Here is a 17,122-nt window from a genome sequence, read left to right as displayed (position 1 = left end):
GCAGCCTGCACGGAGTAGTCTGTGATGTCGTGGGAGCTATCCGTCAGTGTTCAAGATCTGCGTGCCGCCAGTCAGCGGTAGCTACCCTGACGTACGTCTACGCGGATTCCACTGCGGTCCTTGGACCGCTGGCCACCTACGCCGAGCCCCATTGTTACGATCTGTGCGAGCAGCACGCTGATTCCCTCACGGTCCCGCGGGGCTGGGAGGTTCTGCGCCTGGCCATGCCCTCCACTCCGCAGCAACCGGGACCGGATGACCTCCTGGCCCTGGCCAATGCGGTCCGCGATGCCGCCGCGCTGCCTGCCCAGACGCAGCCAACGTCCGGCAAACGCGGCCCACATTCGGCACTGGAAGCACCGGCCGGAGCGGAAGGTACCCGCAGGGGCCACCTCCGCGTGCTGCGGGAACCGTCCTGACGGGCATCTGGCGGTAGGCTGGAAGCTGCAATTCCGTCCGCTACCGGCGCCAGCGCGCCCGCCAGGGAGCATGAGTAATGCCAAAGATCAGTTCAGAACTCCTGTCCATCCTGCGTTGCCCCGTGACAGGGGCGTCCCTGATCCAGGACGGCGAGGAACTTGTTGCAGCCGTTGCGGACGAATCCGGAGTGAAGCTCCGCTACGCCATCGAGGACGGCATCCCCCTCCTTCTTCCGCCCGAACTGCTGGCAGCAGCGACTGCGGCTGGATCAGACCAGCACGACCCAGTCGCCGGCGCACCCCAGGCCGTTTAGCCCTCCCACTGCACCACACCACAGGCACCCACGCCGCGGCTCCCGGACCGGGCGCCGCAAGCAGCACCCGGCCACCGCCGGGCAGAGTAAAGGATTGACCCATGGCTTTTGATTACAAGGTTGCCGATATCTCGCTGGCCGAGGCCGGCAGGCACCAGATCCGCCTCGCAGAGCACGAAATGCCCGGCCTGATGTCCCTCCGCAAGGAGTTCGGACCCACCCAGCCGCTTAAGGGTGCGCGGATCGCAGGATCCCTGCATATGACGGTGCAGACCGCGGTGCTGATTGAAACCCTCACGGCACTGGGTGCCGAGGTCCGCTGGGCATCCTGCAACATCTTCTCCACGCAGGATGAGGCCGCCGCCGCTGTAGTGGTCGGAAAGGGCACGGTGGAAGACCCCCAGGGCGTGCCCGTGTTCGCTTGGAAGGGTGAAACTCTGGAAGAGTACTGGTGGACTGCCGAGCAGATCCTCACCTGGCCGGGCGCGGAGACCAACCCGGAACTTGGCCCCAACATGATCCTGGACGACGGCGGAGACGCCACCATGCTGGTGCACAAGGGCGCGGAATTCGAGGCAGTGGGCAACGTGCCCTCCGCCGGACCCACGGATTCCGAAGAGTACGGCATCTTCCTTGACGTGCTTCGCCGCTCACTCGCAGCGGACCCCCACAAGTGGACCCGCACGGCCGCCACCATCAAGGGCGTCAGCGAAGAAACCACCACCGGTGTCCACCGGCTGTACCAGTTGGCTGAACAGGGCAAGCTGCTCTTCCCCGCCATCAACGTCAACGACTCCGTCACCAAGAGCAAGTTCGACAACAAGTACGGAATCCGGCACTCACTGCCGGATGGCATCAACCGTGCAACGGACGTGCTCATGGGCGGCAAGGTCGCCGTCGTCTGCGGCTATGGCGACGTCGGCAAGGGCGCAGCGGAGGCACTGCGCGGCCAGGGTTCCCGCGTCATCGTCACCGAGATCGACCCCATCTGCGCATTGCAGGCTGCGATGGACGGCTATCAGGTGGCCAAGCTTGAATCCGTCCTTGCCACAGGCGATATCTTCATCACCACCACCGGCAACAAGGATGTCATCATGGCCGAGCACATGGCGGGCATGAAGAACAAGGCGATTGTGGGCAACATCGGCCACTTCGACAACGAGATCGACATGGCCGGACTGGCCAGGATCCCCGGCATCAAGAAGGTGGAAATCAAGCCGCAGGTCCACGAATGGGTTTTCGAAGCGGGGACTGACGCCGAGCGGTCGATCATTGTCCTCTCCGAAGGCCGCCTGCTGAATTTGGGCAACGCCACAGGGCACCCGTCTTTCGTGATGAGCAACTCGTTCGCCAACCAGACCATCGCCCAAATCGAGCTGTGGACCAAGAAGGACCAGCCCGAGGGAGAGCGCGAGTACGAAAACCAGGTCTACGTCCTGCCGAAGGTCCTGGACGAAAAGGTGGCCCGCCTGCACCTGGACGCCCTTGGTGTGGAGTTGACCGAGCTGACCAAGGACCAGGCTGAGTACCTGGATCTGGACGTCGCCGGCCCGTACAAGCCCGAGCACTATCGTTACTAAGAAGTAAAGTGCCCGGGTGCCGGGAGCACCCGGGCTGTTACTTTCTGCGCCTAGGATCAAAATATGGAGCCTGAAGTCCAACCCCGCCGTCCGGGTAGAGTCAAAAAGATTCTTGTGGTGATCGCTGTCTGCCTCCTCGCCGCCGTGGGCGGCGTCTTCGCTGCAGTGGCGCCGGGAATCGCCCGCGGAGCCATCGAATCCGAGGCAGGGACCGCCGTCCGGACATCGCCCGGCATCGCCTCGCCGGTCATTGCGCCCGTGAAGCTCGACGCCGCGCCCGCCAACGGTTCCAAGCAGGTGAACCCGGCCGCCCCGGTGTCCTTGAAGGTGGCCAACGGCACCATTGAACGCGTGACGCTCACCAGCACCGCAGGCGAAACGGTGGAGGGCAGCATCGACGCCGCGGGGACAGGCTGGACGGCATCCGGCCCCCTGAAGTTCAACACGGACTACAGCTACACATACGTGGTGAAAGACGGCGCCGGACGCGAAACCAGCACCACGCAGTCCTTCAGCACCGTGTCCAGTTCCCATGAGGCGGACGCGGCCATCTACCCGTTGGACGGCATGAAGGTGGGCGTCGGGCAGCCGCTGCAGGTCATCTTCAGTGAACCTGTGGTCAACCGCGATGCCGTGGAGAAGGCCATCAGCATCACCAGCAGCGCCGGCCAGGTGGGCGCCTTCCATTGGCACAGTGACACCATGGTCCGGTACCGGGCGGAGAACTTCTGGGCGGCGAACTCCACCATTACCATGGACATGCAGCTGTTCGGCGTGGACCTGGGCAACGGCCAGATTGCCAACTTCAACAAAAAGGTGAACGTTTCCATCGGCGACAAGAAGGTGGCGGTGGCGGACGCGGCCGCCCACACCTTCACACTGAGCGTCAACGATCAGGTAGTCAAGACGCTGCCGGTGAGCATGGGGGACAAGCGGTTCCCGTCCGCCCGCGGCTACGGCGTACTGATGGAAAAGAAGCGCTACGACCACTTCCGGGCCTCGAGCATCGGGCTGAAACCCGATGATCCGGCCTACTACGGCGACGTTGACGTGGAATACACCATCCGCCTCACCCTCAGCGGAGCCTACATCCACCAGGCCCTGGAATCCGCCTACCCCTTTATCGGCAACGCCAACGTCTCACATGGCTGCATCGGATTCGCTCCCGACGGCGCCGCCTGGGTCTTTGACAACATGGGAACCGGCGACGTTGTCCAGATCGTCAACACCGAGGGCGACTATGCGGCCCACGATGATGGGTTTGGCGACTGGAACATCCCGTGGAGCGAATACGACAACTAGCGCTTAGCTGCCGAAAGGCAGACGGTGCAGCCGCTCACCCGTCTCGGCGCTCCGCCGTCGTGCCTGCGACAACCTGGCAAGCTCCCTGCTCCGCCGCTCCGCCACGACGGCGGCAAGGTAGTCGCCGGGACTGGTCCCGGGCGGCGGGGGCGGGGCAACATGGGCGGCGAGCTCGGTGGCGATTGACTCGGCCATGCCCGCCCTGGACAGGGGCGCCATCCGGCCGGCCTGGCGGATGAACTGGGATGCCCGGCGGGCCGTCGCATCCGGAATCCGTCCGATATCCGCAGCGCCGGCCCAGGACCGCAGTCTGAGCGGAACCAGCACCTGCGTTGCCTCTTCAACCGGTACACGGTTGCGGATGGCGTAGGTCCCGGCCATCAGGTCGCCCAGCCGGCGCGACCTGTCATTGAACAGGGCCACGGCAATGGCAAGCCCGCCAAAGGTCAGGTAGATCTCGAGGAACCCCGTCAGGCCGCGGATGAGGGCGTGCCGGAACCGGATGGCGCCGCCGTCCTCCCGCACCACCCGCAGGCCTGCTGCGAGCTTGCCCAGCGAAAGCCCGCGGGTCAGGGTTTCCACCGCCACCGGAACGATGACCAGGCAGAAGACAACACTGGCAAGCACCAAGGCCCGCAGTGCCGCCTCGTCCAGGTCCTCGCCCGCGGCCGCTACTCCGATCAGGATGACCACCAGCAGAATGATGCTCAAGGCCATGTCCAGGAGCAGGCCCAGCGCGCGGGCCGCAAACGATGCCGGACGCAACTCCAGGACAACGGCCTCACCGGTGACGATCGAACTCACGCTGTTCCTGTTCCTCGCGGCTTACGGGACGCTCATAGTCTAGTGCGGGGCCGCTAGGCTGGTGCCGTGGATATGGACGCGTTCTCCGCCGTCAACGCGGACAGATGGTCGCGGCTGCATGAACTTGCCTTCAAGGGCAGGCTCAGCGGCCCGGAAGCAGATGAACTGCTGACGCTGTACCAGTCCACCTCCGCCCACCTCTCCCTCATCCGCTCGCTGGCCCCGGAAAGCGGCCTGTCCGCCTCGCTGTCCGCCACGCTTGCACAGGCCCGAACACGCTTCACCGGTGCGCGGTCCAACGTAATGGAGGACCTGGCGCGGTTTTTTGTGGTGGCCCTTCCCGCTGCCTTCTACCGGCTCACCTGGCTCACCCTGGCATGCGGGGCAGCCTTTGTCCTGGTCGGCGCGGCCTACGCACTCTGGATCAGCACCTCGCCGGAAGCGCTGCGGGCGGTGGCGTCCGAAGCGGCGGCCCGCCAGTATGTCGAGGAAGAGTTCATCAACTATTACTCAGCGAATCCTGCCGCGTCCTTCGCCGGCGCGGTCTGGACCAACAACGCCTGGATCAGTGCGCAGGCTGTGGCCCTGGGGATCACCGGAGTGTGGGTGCCGATGATCCTGTTCAGCAACGCCCAAGGAGTGGGGATAGCCGCCGGCATCTTCGCGGCCGCGGGGAAGTCGGATGTTTTCTACAGCTACATCCTGCCGCATGGCCTGATGGAACTGACTGCGGTGTTTATCGCCTGCGCCGCCGGCCTCCGGATCTTCTGGGCGATGGTCTCGCCGGGCCAACGCACACGCGGCCGGGCGGTTGCCGAGGAGGGCAGGTCCCTGATCACCGTAGCCCTGGGACTTGTCCTGGTGCTGTTCGTCTCAGGCCTGGTGGAAGGGTTCGTCACACCCAGCGCGATGCCGGTCTGGGCGAAGATCGGCATCGGGGCCGCGGTGCTGGCAGCCTACTGGCTGTACGTCCTCACCTGCGGACGGCATGCCTACCTGGCAGGGGAGCGCGGCGACCTCCGCCGGGAAGACGCAGGCTATTCGGAAATCGCTGCCTGAATCGTTGTAATCGGTGCGGGGTGGTTCCTCGCCCAGCCGGAAGGCCGGACGGTAGGCTCGTCAACAGATGAAGCGCGCCGGTGGATCAAGAACCTGGCGCGGAAACCCAACGGAAGTGACGCTGCTGTGAAAGACGAAACTCCTGCCCGCGCCAGGCGCGCCGAGCCGCAGCCGGAACCGGTTCTGGACACCTCAGGTGATTCTGACGAGCCGGCGTTTTCGTGGTTGACCCCCGCCGGCTCAGGCACCGGGAGTTCTGCCGCGGACCGCTCCAGTGATTTAGACGCGGAAGCCCCGGAGGACCCGTCCGGTGACACCCAAGGCACGACGCCGGTGCACGCCGGGACTGCCGGCGTCGGTTCCTCCGCGGCATACGGCGGCCCAGCCGCGGCCAGCGCCGGAGGCTCTTCCACGGCGCCGGCGGCCGCTGCCATGGCCGCCCCGGACCCGGAGCCGCGCCAAGCCATCCAGCCGGAGAGCCGGGCCGACCGAAAAGCCGCAGAGTCCGCCGTCGAGGATTCAGGACCCGCGTCCGGGCACCACGGCTCCCCGGTGTTCAAGGAACGGCTGCCCACCTCCGCGCTGCAGGTCCGTCCGCCGGAGGAGGAGGTGGAGCGCCGCAACGCCCAGCGCGAGAGTGCCGCCAACGCCAAACCCGTGGCCCCGCGGGTGATGCAGGTCCTGCTTGCCCTCTTCTTCCCACTGATCCTGCTCATCCTTGCTGTCCGTGCCGTGGCCAGCCCGCTGTTCCTGTGGGTGGAGTACAACCGTCCGGGATTTCCCGGTGACGGCTACGGATTCAGCACCGACGACAGGATGACCTACGGCTCCTACGCGGTTGATTACCTCAGCAACTGGGCCGGCCCACGCTACCTGGGGGACCTGGTGCACCGCGGCGGCGACAAGCTGTTCAAGGATGGCGAAGTCAGCCACATGGCGGACGTCAAGCTGGTGATCCTCTCCACCTTTGGTGCCGGCGTGCTGCTGATCCTGGTGAGCCTCATTGCTGTCCTCTACCTGCGCAAGCGAAGCACCGGGGGGGTCCGCAGGGGCCTGTTCGCCGGCTCCATCATCACACTCGTCCTGATCCTGGGCCTCGGCTCCCTGGCAGTGCTGGGCTGGCAGCAGTTCTTTACCGAGTTCCACCGGATCTTCTTCGCTGACGGATCATGGACGTTCAGCCTGGACGACACCCTAATCCGGCTGTTCCCCGGCCAGTTCTGGATCGACGCCGGAATCGTGATCGCAGGCCTGGTGCTGTTGACTGCACTCGTCACGTTGATCCTCACGTGGCCAACACGCCGGCGCCGCGGCCTCGCCAAGGATGAACCGGCCGCAGAACAACCAGCCGATCAGATGTAGCCGTACAGCCAGCCGGTCAGGCGTAAAGTTTGGCGATCTCAGCTTCGTAGTCATGCACGACGGCGGAACGCTTCAGCTTGAGGGATGGCGTCAGGTGACCTGACTCCACGGTGAACCGGGCATCCAGCACGGTGAACTTGCGGATCGACTCTGCCGTGGACACCAACTGGTTCGCCTGATCCACCGCCTCCTGTATTGCTGCCGCCACCTCCGGGTCCTTGACGGCGTCCCGCATGACAAGGGCGGGCAGTCCCCGCTCGGAACGCCAGTTGTCCAGGCCTTCCGGGTCCAGGCTTACGAGCGCCGAGACAAAAGGCTTTCCGTCGCCCACCACCACGGCGTGAGCCACCAACTGATGAGCGCGGATCCTTTCCTCCAATGGCCCGGGCGCTATGTTCTTGCCGCCGGCGGTGACCAGCAGGTCCTTCTTCCGCCCTGTGATGGTCAGGAAGCCCTGGGGGTCAAGCTCCCCGAGGTCGCCGGTGCGGAAGAAGCCGTCCACGAAGGCCTCGGCGTTCGCCGCCTGGTTGGCGTGGTAACCCCGGAAGACGCCGATGCCCTTGACCAGGATCTCGCCGTCGTCGGCTACCCGGACAGTGGTGCCGGGGACGGGGATGCCCACCGATCCCACCCGCGTGAGTGCGGGAGTATTGGCAGTGCACGGTGCGGTGGTCTCAGTCAGGCCGTACCCTTCGAGGACAGGAATCCCGGCTCCACGGAAGAAGTGGGCGTCTTCCGGCGCAAGGGCACTGGCGCCTGACACGGTGTACCCCACGTGGCCGCCGAAGGCATGGCGAAGCCGGGGATACAGCAGTCTGTCGAAGATTCCGTGGCGGATCCGGCAGAGCAGTCCGGGACCGCTGCCCTTGCCCCGGCTGCGCTTGTCTTCCTCCTGCGAGTACTCAATGGCTGTTGCCGACGCGGCGTTGAAAAGCCGCGCCCTGCCCGCCACTGCTGCCTTGTGCGCTGCGGTGGCGCGGACCTTCTCGAAAATCCGCGGAACCACCAGCAGGAACGTGGGCCGGAAAGTGGCCAGGTCCTCCAGGAGCTGGGCGGCCCCTGGTGTGTGTCCCAGGGTGGCGCCGGCGGTGAGGCAGACCACCTGGACCGCCCGGGCCAGGACGTGGGCGAGCGGCAGGAACATCAGGGTGCGCGCCTGGTCCTGGAGCAGGAGTTCCGGGAGGAACGCGACGATGTTCTTTGCCACCAGAGCGAAGTTGCCGTGGGTGATTTCGCAGCCTTTGGGGTTGCCGGTGGTGCCGGAGGTATAAACCAGGGACGCCACGTCATCCAGCCCTGCCCGGCTCCGGTGCCGTTCCAGCTCGGCATCGGTGACACCCGTTCCGGCCGCGGCCAGGCTCGTGAGATCGGGGGCTTCGCCGTCGAAATCCATCCGGACCACGTTGACGAGGCGGTCCCGGAGCAGCGCGGAACCGGCAAGGACGTCCGTCACAAGCCTCACCTTGGCACGGTCCTCGGCGAATACACGCCGCACTCCGGCGTCGTGGAGGATCCACTCCACCTGGCTGGGCGAGGACGTTTCATAAATGGGAACGGTCACGCCGCCGGCAAACCAGATGGCGAAATCAACCAGCGTCCATTCGTAGGAAGTTGCGGACATAACGGCAACCGGGTCGCCCGGCTCGAGTCCGCCGGCGATCAGGCCCTTGGCAAGGCCACTGACATCCTGCAGGAATTTCTGCGCCGTTACGTCCGTCCAGCCGTTTGGCCCCTTGCGCCGGTAGAGGGCATGGGCCGGATTGGCGGCCTGTTGCTCCAGCAGCAGATCCGTGACGTTACTGGCGGCATCAAGCTCAACCAGCAGTTCGGTGCTTGCTTCCCTCACTGGGGTCTCCGTTCCGCTGCCATGCCGCGGCAGCGGCTCCATCGGGGGTCTCCTGCCATCCTGCCCTAGATCCAGGAAGGCATCCACATGCGCAGCCGCCACTCCTGGTACGGGATGACTTCGGCGGCCCAGACGGGATAGAAGAAGGCTGCCAGCAGCACTGCAGCCGCTACGAACAAGGCCACCAGGTACAGCCCGGACCGGCGGCGCCAGGGCGGGTCCGACGTCCTCCCCAGGACCAGGCCCAGGCAATATACAAGGGCCAGCACCAGGAACGGTTCGAAGGACACGGCGTAGAAGTAGAACATGGTGCGCTCCGGGTACAGGAACCAGGGCAGGTACCCGGCGGCGACACCGGCCAGCACAGCTCCTGCCCGCCAGTCGCGGCGTCCCGCCCACCAGAACAAGAGCACTACCAGCGATATGGCTGCCGCCCACCAGATGAGGGGATTTCCGACGGACAGGATGGCGGATGTGCACTTGTCTACGTCGCAGCCCGGTGTGCCGCGTTCAGGTGATTCATAGAAGAACGACGTGGGCCTGCCCATCAGCAGCCAACTCCAGGCGCTCGCCTCATAGGGGTGCTCGGACCCCAGGCCCTGGTGGAACTTGTACGCTTCCAGGTGGTAGTGCGCCAGGGACCGGATCGAATCCGGCAGCCAGCCCCACTCAGCGGACGGATTGCTCTGCGCCCAGCGGCGGAAGTAGGCGTCCTCTGAGCGGAACCAGCCCGTCCAGGTGGCGGTGTAAACCAGCACGGCAACCGGGACCATGCTCAGGAACGCCGGGATGCCGTCCTTGATCACGCCGCCGCTGATCCAGCCGCGGATCCCCGCCACCCGACGAGCGCTAAGGTCCCACAGGACGGTGAGGATGCCGAAGCCGGCCAGGAAGAATAAACCTGACCATTTGGTCCCGACGGCGAGCCCCAGGAAGATTCCGGCTGCGACCCGCCACCAGCGGATGCCCAGCCATGGTCCGGACAGCAGCTGCGCGGGCGTGGGAAGTCCCCCGTTGGCTGCGGCAGCGTTGGCCAGCCGTGCGGCCAGCCGGCGTCGGCCGTCGTCCCGGTCCATCAGCAAGGCGCCGAACGCTGCGAGGATCCAGAACATCAGGAAGATATCCAGCAGCGATGTCCGCGACATCACCAGGTGATGGCCGTCCACGGCCAGGAGGAGTCCCGCGGCAGCCGCCAGCGGAAGTGAACGGAAGAGTTTGAGCGCTATCAGGGATAGGAGCAGGATGGACAAGGTTCCGGTCAGGGCCGCGGCGAAGCGCCAACCGAAGGAGTTGTCTGCACCGAAGAGCCACATGCCGGCGGCGATCATCCACTTTCCCACCGGGGGGTGGACAACGTACTCAGGAGAATCCAGGAGCAGGGCGGGGTTTCCTGCGTTAAAGGAATCATTGGCTTTGTCCGGCCAGCTGCGCTCATAACCGCTGATCAGGTACGAGTAGGCATCCTTGACGTAATACGTTTCGTCAAAGACCAGCTTGTGTGGCGCGTCCAGCCGGACAAACCGCAGGACGCCGCCGGTTGCCGCAGTCAGGAGGGGAACCACTAGGAACCACAGCCGCAGCGACGGCGGGTAGGCCCGCCAGCTGTGGACGGACCCCAGCAGCCGCGCGCGCAGGGACTCCGCCGTGAAGGCCTCTGCGGGCCGGCTAACCCACGGACGGGCCGTCGGGTTCCCGGGCCGGGCAACAGTTCCGGTAGGTGAACTGGGGGAGCCCGGGGATGTGGCGTGTTCGGCCCCGGCCGGCCGCGTCGAGGTCTGCGTCACGAGCCCCATGCTACCGTTTGCGGCTGGCCGCGCCCCGCAGCAGTAGGCTGGTGGCGTGGACCCTAACCCCAGCCCCTTTCCCGATTCCGGCACTGCCACCCCCGAGGAGGAAGCCGAAGGACAGCCGACACGGGTTTCGGTACCAGCGCCTCCCGGAGGTCGGATCGTGCTGGCAGCCACCCCGATCGGTAACACGGGTGATGCGTCGGCCCGCCTGGTAGAGCTGCTGGGTACAGCGGACATCGTTGCCGCTGAGGACACCCGCCGCCTGCACCGGCTGGTGCAAAGCCTGGGCGTCACTGTCGCCGGGCGGGTGATCAGCTATCACGAGCACAACGAGGCAGCGAAGACAGCTGAGCTTCTTGAACAGGTCAGGGCAGGCAAGACCCTGGTGATGGTCACCGACGCAGGGATGCCCTCGGTGTCCGATCCCGGGTTCCGGCTGGTGGAAGGGGCAGTCGCAGGCGGGCTTACCGTCACTGCGGTGCCCGGCCCCTCGGCTGTCCTGACGGCCCTGGCGTTGTCCGGCCTACCCACCGACCGTTTCTGCTTCGAGGGATTCCTGCCCCGGAAGGCAGGCGAAAGGGCGTCCCGGCTTGCTGACCTTGCGGGGGAGCGCCGGACCATGGTGTTCTTCGAAGCGCCGCACCGGCTCGAGGTGATGCTGCGGGCGCTGCGTGAACGCTTCGGCCCAGAGCGACGCGTCGCGGTGTGCCGGGAATTGACCAAAACCTACGAAGAAGTGATCCGGGGTTCGCTCGGGGAGCTTTTGCAATGGGCGGAGAGCACTGAGGTCCGCGGTGAAATCGCCGTTGTCCTGGCGGGCGCGCCTGAGCAGGCTCCGGGGACTGCGGAGGACCACGTCGCCGCGGTCAACGAACTGATGTCCCAGGGGATCCGCCTTAAAGAGGCTGTTGCGGCCGTGGCGGAAGACGTCCGGGTGAGCAAGCGCGAGCTCTACTCCGCCGTTCTCGCCGCCCGCTAAGGCGGGCCGTCAGCGGCAGGGGAAGGGCTGTGCAGGTGCACAGCCCTTCCATCTTTCCGTAGTGCGTGAAGGCGTAGACCCGCAGGTGGCACAGCAGTAGTCTGGCAACTAATCAGCCATGACGACGGCGGCTACTCCGGCCGCCGCCCGGGGCTGCAAAACAACCCTACTGACAAGGGAGTCATCGTGACTGTCACTGCACAGCCGGCCGTTTCCGCAGAACGCGAAAGCGCCCTTCTGGCCTCTGTTCCCACCGGCCTGCTTATCAATGGTGAGTGGCGGGCTGCCGCTTCAGGCAAGACCTTCGACGTCGAGGACCCGGCCACGGGCAAGGTGCTGTTGAGCGTTGCCGACGCCGGTCCCGAGGACGGTGCCGCGGCCCTGGACGCTGCCGCGGCTGCGCAGGAGTCCTGGGCGAAGGTTCCCCCGCGTGAGCGCGGCGAAATCCTGCGCCGCGCCTTTGAGCTCGTGACGGAGCGGGCCGAGGACTTCGCGCTGCTGATGACCATGGAGATGGGCAAGCCGCTGGCGGAAGCCCGGGGCGAAGTCACCTACGGCGCCGAATTCCTGCGCTGGTTCTCGGAGGAAGCCGTCCGCGCCTTCGGCCGCTATTCTGTGTCCCCGGACGGTAAGTCCCGGCTGCTGGTCACGAAGAAGCCGGTGGGCCCGTGCCTGCTGATCACGCCGTGGAACTTCCCGCTGGCCATGGCCACGCGCAAGATCGCCCCTGCCGTTGCCGCAGGCTGCACCATGGTGCTGAAGTCTGCGAACCTCACCCCTCTGACCTCCCAGCTGTTCGCCGCCGTCATGATGGAGGCGGGCCTGCCCGCTGGAGTCCTGAACGTTATCCCCACCTCGACCGCCGGCGCCACCACGGGCCCACTGATCAAGGACTCCCGGCTCCGCAAACTGTCCTTCACCGGCTCCACCGAAGTGGGCCGCCGCCTGCTCTCGGATGCTTCCGAAACTGTCCTGCGCACCTCCATGGAGCTCGGCGGCAACGCCCCGTTCGTCGTCTTCGAGGACGCTGACCTGGACGCCGCCGTCGCAGGGGCGATGCTCGCGAAGCTGCGGAACATGGGCGAGGCCTGCACCGCGGCCAACCGCTTCATCGTCCACGAATCCATCGCCGCTGAATTCGCGGAAAAGTTCGCTGCGAAGATGAAGGACATGACCACAGCCCGCGGCACCGAACCCGAGTCCAAGGTGGGCCCGCTGATTGACGCCAAGAGCCGGGACAAGGTCCACGAACTGGTCTCGGACGCCGTTGCGTCCGGTGCCAAGGCGGTTCTGGGCGGCGGACCGGTGGAGGGCCCGGGCTACTTCTACCAGCCCACCATCCTCTCCGGCGTTACCGAAGGCACCCGGATCCTGGCCGAGGAAATCTTCGGCCCCGTGGCCCCGATCACCACCTTCAGCACCGAAGACGACGCCGTCCGGCTGGCCAACAACACCGAATACGGTCTCGTGGCCTACGTCTTTACCAAGGACCTGAACCGGGGCATCCGAATGGGCGAAAAGCTTGAAACCGGCATGCTCGGCCTGAACGCCGGTGTCATCTCCAACGCGGCCGCACCCTTCGGCGGCGTCAAGCAGTCGGGGCTGGGGCGTGAAGGCGGCCTCGAAGGCATTGAGGAATATCTCTACACCCAGTACATCGGCATCGCCGACCCCTACGCCGGGTAAGCCCCGGTACCCCCGGGCTAAGCCGCCGCACGCGCCAGGATCAGGAACGCGCAGACCACCGCGTTGACCAGAAGCGTGCGGCGGCTTTGGCTGTCTGGGCCGCGGTTGCCCCGGCTGCCCGGAACGGCGCCGCCAGCAGGCGCCCCAGCCGTCCAATCACCGACGGCGGCACCCACAAGGCGCGCAGCCGCCGCGGGGCGGGGGCATGGGCACGCAAAGCTGTTTCAAGTGCCGCGATCCGGGCACCCGTTACCTCCTGGTCAGCGCCTTCTGCCCCCGAATCGGTGCGGTAGGTGCTGGCAGGGATGTCCGCCCCTGCCGGCGGGGGGCCGTACTCGCGGCGTTCGAAGTTTGAGGTCAAGGCGGCGGCGGCCCGATGGGCAGGACCGTCGATTCCCCCCGGTTCGCCCAGCAGCCCGGATTCCCGCAGGCGTGCGCTATAGGCACGAGGGGTTTCACTGGATTTCGGCGGCAGGCCATAGTCCGTCCCCAGGTCCACCATTTCGCTCCAGGCCAGCACCGCGGCCGTGCCTGGTTCCGCCGGTCGGAGCCGCCGTGCCCGGATGCCTGTCCTGGCCAGGCGCGGCGCTGCGGCGAGAAGCGCTGCCCCCAGGACGCCGCCCAGGCCCAGAAGCAACGGCAGGAGCTGTATGCCGGCTTCCGTGCCCCCGCCTCCGCCCGGGGCGGGCAGGGGAGCGGCGCTGGGTGCCGGGGCAGGTGCCGGCGTGGCATCCGGGGCCAGGTCGTCATTGTTCTCGAGGGCGCCCGGGGCTGACGGGGCGGATGCCTCCGTGGCGTAGTCAGGCACAACCCCACGGGACGGCGTTGGCTCAAAAGGCACCCATCCCAGTCCCTGGAAGTATAGTTCCGGCCAGGCATGGGCGTCCCTCGCATCCACCTCGTATTCGGGCAGTGCACCCTGTCCGGCTACGGAAACAGTGGCACCGGTCAACCTGCCCGGGGCGTAGCCCACTGCAATCCGGCTGGGGATCCCTTCGAGCCGGGCCATCACGGCCATCGCGGACGCGTAATGGATGCAGTAGCCGCTCTTCTGGTCCAGGAAGTCCGCCAGGACCGAGAGCCCGTTCCCGTCATATCCGCCCTGCACCGGTGATTGCAGGGAATAGGTGAACTCCGCGGAGCGAAGGTACTTCTGGATGGCCATCGCTTTCTCGTAGGGCGTGGCACTGGGACCTGCCACCGTACTGGCCGTTGTCCGAACGATATCGGGCACGTTGCCCGGAATTCTGGTGAAGTCCTCGGAGATGCCTTGCACGCCTGACGAGGACCGGGCCAGCAGCCCGGCCGTCAGCTTTGGAACGGAGGAGGTGACGAGGTACTCCTGCCGCCGGGAGGTGGTATCCGTCCCCTTGATGCTCAAGGTGGCGGGATCCCAGGTCCACCGGCCATCCAGGCCCCGCACTGATTCGGGCGGATACGGTGCCGGCAGATAGGGGCTGGTGAAGGTTCCGGCGTCGATAGCCGTAACCAGCGGCTGCTGTTCGTCGGCAAGGACGGTGTAGCCGGGATCGATCTGGCTGCCAAGGGGGCGCCGGGAGGCGTTGCGGTCATCCGGGCCCCAGGAGTCGCCGTCGAAATGGTCCACAGTGACAGACCGCAGGTACAGCGGGGCGCTGGAATTGGTGGCATACGTGATCCGTCCGGTGCCGGCAGGAGTGCGCAGGCTGTTGCCCAGGGTGATCATCGGGTTAAGACCAGTGGAGGTGCCCCAAGGATTGAGTCGTGATCCCTGCGGGAACGTGCCCTGGTCAAAGCCCGGGATCGCTATCGGCACCAGCATGGTGGCAACCAGCGCCACGGACCCCGTCAAGGCAGCCCTCCGGACCTGGCCCGGATTGCGGGCTGAATCGACAGGACCGCGGGAATCCGGAACAAACCACTGGCTGCATGCCAGGATCATCAGGTACCCCGCGACGGCGGCCGTAAATCCCCAAAAGCCGACGCTCTGCGGCTTGATCATGGCAGGTACCACGAGGATGGCCAGCAACCCAGCACCCGTGGCGGCAGGCATGCCCAGCGGCACGGCAAGCGCGTCAACAAGGATGACAGCCAGGCCCAGGACGGCGCAGATCACCATAACGATGCCCACGTTGGGGGCGACGGGCGCTGTTTCGGACAGAACTGTTTCACTGGCGCGGCGAATCAACCGGTTCAGCTCGGCGACGCTGGCAACGGTGGGAAAGACACCGGCAATGCTGGAGCTTCGGAAGAACGTCAGGGTCAGGACGGCGCCCAGGGCAAGGAACCCCCCGGCCGTCACCAGCAGGGGCTGTGCTCTGAGCGAACGCAAAGCGGCCAGGGTCAGGCAGACTACCAGGACGGTGGTGGCAACGGGCCAGTACCAGCCCCAGCCCCTCAGGACTCCGTTCAGGGAAAGGGCGGCGCCAGCCACTGCCACGGCAATCGAGCCTGCCATCATCCAGGGGTAGGCGCCAACACGGGTTCGTCCTGCTGAGTTCCCTGCGGGCAGCACGGGTTGCCGGTCCGTTCCCGAATTCCGGGGTGGCGCTATGGTCATCCTGCCACCTCCGCTCCCCGGCGGACCTCCGTTGCCGGCGTTTCCGGCAAGGCGACGTCCTGGTCGAACTGGTTCCAGGCAGCTGCCACGGATACTGACGGCGGTACGGCAGCAGCCCGCCAGCCTCCCTGCCGCAACTTCTCGAGGGCATCCTCGAATTCGGCAGGCCGCTCGGTGATAACGATGGCAAAGGCGTTGGTGCCGTAGCCGGCGGCCGGGGCGAGGGACAAGGCATCCAGCGGTGAGATCCTGCCCAAGACAGCAATCACGGGTCCCCGCATGCGGTGCGCTGACAACTTGTCCATAAGGTTGTCCTCAAAGGGTGGCGGTCCGAAGTCCTGGTGTCCGTGCGATTCCCGGGGGCCGACGATGCCTTTGCGTCCGGAATCGCGGCGGGCATGCGGACCGGTGAGTTGAATTGCCGCGAGACTTTCAGCGATGGACTGGAGCCCGGATGCCCCGCTGTACTCCTCCACCTCGGGTTCGGGAGCGGAGGGCGAATGCAGGAACGCAGGTTCCCCGCGGGCGTCCAGGAGGCGCAGGGCGTAATTCCGATCGGCAAGGTGGGCGCTGATGGACATGGCGGCAACTACGGCCCACTCGAAGGTTTCGCTGCTGATCATGGAGTAGCCGTCCTGCCCTGCGCTTCCTGCCGGCACCGCACCTGAACCGCCGGAGAACGCGGTAAACCTGTGGTCCAGAATGATCGTGGCCTCGGGCGTGGTGACGGATTCTTCCTGCCGCACCATCAGGGAACCGTGGCGAGCGGTAGCGGCCCAGTGCACCCGGCGCATCGGATCTCCATGCCGGTATTCGCGGGTCATGACGTCGTCGTCGCTGGGATTCGCCCGGATCCTGGTCGCCGTGACGCCGTCGTTGCCGCGGGCGCCGGCCAGCCCGGTCAGGGGAAGCACAACGGCGGCGGGCGTGACGGTGAGCGTGTCGCCGTCGTCTATTGCCTGCCGGTGCAGGGACAGTCCGAAGGGGTCGGTGAATTCGGCAGTCACGGGTCCGATCAGGAACTGGCCGCGCTGGGCGGAGCGGAGGTGGTACTCGTACCTGCTGGTGCCGCCGTTGGCGGAGCGGGACGGAAACCGGAAGGCGGGCGACTCCCCGAACCGGGGAGGCAGCCTTTCTTCCATGGTGGCCCTGCCACTGGCTGCCCCGGTCCGCGCTACCGCGAGCCGGACGGTAGTGGGGGCGGATGTTTCCACCGGGGAGGGGTTGAATTCGCGGTACACCTGGAAGCGGGGCTTCACCAGCCGGATCCCCGCGAGGGAGACCAGCGGAAGCACGAACAGCAGTACGGCCAGGCTTAACAGGTCCCTCCGGCCCATCACTTGGGCAGCGGCAAGTGCTGCGGCCCCTGCAGCCAGCATGCCCCAGCCGCGCTGGGTGAAGAGGTGTCGGGGCAGTCTGTCCAGCAGCGCCATGGGAAACCC

Annotated in this window: 13 protein-coding genes; 8 read left to right on the top strand and 5 right to left on the bottom strand. The window is 66.3% G+C overall.

Annotation, left to right across the window (positions count from 1 at the left end; genetic code table 11):
- Positions 1 to 29 precede the first annotated feature (29 nt).
- The 4 genes from AC5RV1_RS03050 (at position 30) to AC5RV1_RS03035 (ending at position 3,615) form a co-directional block, all read left to right on the top strand.
- Positions 30 to 419 carry a DUF3499 domain-containing protein gene (locus AC5RV1_RS03050; RefSeq protein ID WP_256246844.1) on the top strand — a complete coding sequence of 130 codons (390 nt, stop codon included), beginning with the start codon at positions 30 to 32 and terminating at the stop codon, positions 417 to 419.
- Between the two features lie 77 nt (positions 420 to 496).
- Complete coding sequence (locus AC5RV1_RS03045) at positions 497 to 733, top strand: Trm112 family protein (protein ID WP_493993500.1); 237 nt, start codon at positions 497 to 499, stop codon at positions 731 to 733.
- Between the two features lie 101 nt (positions 734 to 834).
- A complete protein-coding gene (ahcY, locus tag AC5RV1_RS03040; protein WP_493993499.1) occupies positions 835 to 2,313 on the top strand; it encodes an adenosylhomocysteinase in 1,479 nt (492 codons plus the stop codon).
- Between the two features lie 63 nt (positions 2,314 to 2,376).
- Positions 2,377 to 3,615: a L,D-transpeptidase gene (locus AC5RV1_RS03035; RefSeq protein ID WP_493947423.1), complete on the top strand. Its 1,239-nt coding sequence runs from the start codon at positions 2,377 to 2,379 to the stop codon at positions 3,613 to 3,615.
- Between the two features lie 3 nt (positions 3,616 to 3,618).
- Here the strand turns inward: AC5RV1_RS03035 and AC5RV1_RS03030 are convergent, their stop codons facing one another.
- Positions 3,619 to 4,419: an RDD family protein gene (locus AC5RV1_RS03030; RefSeq protein WP_493993498.1), complete on the bottom strand. Its 801-nt coding sequence runs from the start codon at positions 4,417 to 4,419 to the stop codon at positions 3,619 to 3,621.
- A 66-nt stretch (positions 4,420 to 4,485) separates the two neighbouring features.
- On the opposite strand from AC5RV1_RS03030, the gene AC5RV1_RS03025 reads away from it, so the two are divergent.
- Complete coding sequence (locus tag AC5RV1_RS03025) at positions 4,486 to 5,478, top strand: stage II sporulation protein M (protein WP_493993497.1); 993 nt, start codon at positions 4,486 to 4,488, stop codon at positions 5,476 to 5,478.
- 126 nt (positions 5,479 to 5,604) lie between these two features.
- Positions 5,605 to 6,840 (top strand): TIGR01906 family membrane protein, encoded by a 1,236-nt coding sequence (locus AC5RV1_RS03020; protein ID WP_493993496.1) that lies wholly within the window; start codon positions 5,605 to 5,607, stop codon positions 6,838 to 6,840.
- 16 nt (positions 6,841 to 6,856) lie between these two features.
- Here AC5RV1_RS03020 and AC5RV1_RS03015 read toward each other — a convergent pair whose 3' ends face one another.
- Both AC5RV1_RS03015 and AC5RV1_RS03010 read right to left on the bottom strand, forming a co-directional pair.
- Positions 6,857 to 8,686, bottom strand: a complete 1,830-nt coding sequence (locus tag AC5RV1_RS03015; RefSeq protein ID WP_493993495.1) for an AMP-dependent synthetase/ligase — start codon at positions 8,684 to 8,686, stop codon at positions 6,857 to 6,859.
- 65 nt (positions 8,687 to 8,751) lie between these two features.
- A complete protein-coding gene (locus AC5RV1_RS03010; protein ID WP_493993494.1) occupies positions 8,752 to 10,479 on the bottom strand; it encodes a dolichyl-phosphate-mannose--protein mannosyltransferase in 1,728 nt (575 codons plus the stop codon).
- 46 nt (positions 10,480 to 10,525) lie between these two features.
- On the opposite strand from AC5RV1_RS03010, the gene rsmI reads away from it, so the two are divergent.
- Positions 10,526 to 11,455, top strand: a complete 930-nt coding sequence (gene rsmI / locus AC5RV1_RS03005) for a 16S rRNA (cytidine(1402)-2'-O)-methyltransferase (protein ID WP_493993493.1) — start codon at positions 10,526 to 10,528, stop codon at positions 11,453 to 11,455.
- Between the two features lie 186 nt (positions 11,456 to 11,641).
- A complete protein-coding gene (locus tag AC5RV1_RS03000; protein ID WP_493993492.1) occupies positions 11,642 to 13,141 on the top strand; it encodes an NAD-dependent succinate-semialdehyde dehydrogenase in 1,500 nt (499 codons plus the stop codon).
- A 40-nt stretch (positions 13,142 to 13,181) separates the two neighbouring features.
- Here AC5RV1_RS03000 and AC5RV1_RS02995 read toward each other — a convergent pair whose 3' ends face one another.
- Together AC5RV1_RS02995 and AC5RV1_RS02990 are read right to left on the bottom strand one after the other, a co-directional pair.
- Complete coding sequence (locus AC5RV1_RS02995; RefSeq protein ID WP_493993491.1) at positions 13,182 to 15,680, bottom strand: transglutaminase TgpA family protein; 2,499 nt, start codon at positions 15,678 to 15,680, stop codon at positions 13,182 to 13,184.
- Positions 15,677 to 17,113, bottom strand: a complete 1,437-nt coding sequence (locus tag AC5RV1_RS02990; protein WP_493993490.1) for a DUF58 domain-containing protein — start codon at positions 17,111 to 17,113, stop codon at positions 15,677 to 15,679. Before AC5RV1_RS02990 ends, AC5RV1_RS02995 begins: the two co-directional genes overlap by 4 nt.
- Positions 17,114 to 17,122: the final 9 nt, after the last annotated feature.

It is taken from the genome of Arthrobacter sp. Hb9-2 (genome assembly GCF_059091165.1).
This window is presented reverse-complemented; position numbering and strand designations above follow the sequence as displayed.

Coding starts and splice junctions, on each gene's coding strand:
- AC5RV1_RS03045 (WP_493993500.1), top strand. CDS start 497: ATGCCAAAGATCAGTTCAGAACTCCTGTCCATCCTGCGTTGCCCCGTG.
- ahcY (WP_493993499.1), top strand. CDS start 835: ATGGCTTTTGATTACAAGGTTGCCGATATCTCGCTGGCCGAGGCCGGC.
- AC5RV1_RS03035 (WP_493947423.1), top strand. CDS start 2,377: ATGGAGCCTGAAGTCCAACCCCGCCGTCCGGGTAGAGTCAAAAAGATT.
- AC5RV1_RS03010 (WP_493993494.1), bottom strand. CDS start 10,479: ATGGGGCTCGTGACGCAGACCTCGACGCGGCCGGCCGGGGCCGAACAC.
- AC5RV1_RS02995 (WP_493993491.1), bottom strand. CDS start 15,680: ATGACCATAGCGCCACCCCGGAATTCGGGAACGGACCGGCAACCCGTG.
- AC5RV1_RS02990 (WP_493993490.1), bottom strand. CDS start 17,113: ATGGCGCTGCTGGACAGACTGCCCCGACACCTCTTCACCCAGCGCGGC.